We start from the raw sequence: 405 nt of genomic DNA, 5'->3' as shown, positions 1-405 counted from the left end.
GGGTAAGTCGGGACCTAAGCCGAGGCCGAAAGGCGTAGGCGATGGCAAACAGGTTGAAATTCCTGTACCACCACGTCACCGTTTGAGCAACGGGGGGACGCAGGAAGGTAGGGTAAGCGCGCTGATGGATATGCGCGTCCAAGCAGTTAGGCTGACAAGTAGGCAAATCCGCTTGTCATAAAGGCTGAGCTGTGATGGCGAGGGAAATATTAGTACCGAAATTCCTGATCCTACACTGCCAAGAAAAGCCTCTAGCGAGGTGACTGGTGCCCGTACCGCAAACCGACACAGGTAGGCGGGAAGAGAATTCTAAGACGCGCGGGAGAACTCTCGTTAAGGAACTCGGCAAAATGACCCCGTAACTTCGGGAGAAGGGGTGCTCTATTAGGGTTTACGCCCGAGAGA

1 rRNA gene is annotated in these 405 nt (G+C 54.3%); it reads left to right on the top strand.

From position 1 onward, the window contains the following. A 23S ribosomal RNA gene (locus tag AOA61_RS32950) occupies positions 1-405 on the top strand; the annotation flags it as partial.

The sequence above is a fragment of the Pseudomonas sp. 2995-1 genome, assembly GCF_002742505.1.
In the GTDB taxonomy this organism is placed as follows: domain Bacteria; phylum Pseudomonadota; class Gammaproteobacteria; order Pseudomonadales; family Pseudomonadaceae; genus Aquipseudomonas; species Aquipseudomonas sivasensis.
The sequence above is the reverse complement of the archived record's forward strand: the minus strand, read 5'-3'. Positions and strand labels throughout refer to the sequence as shown.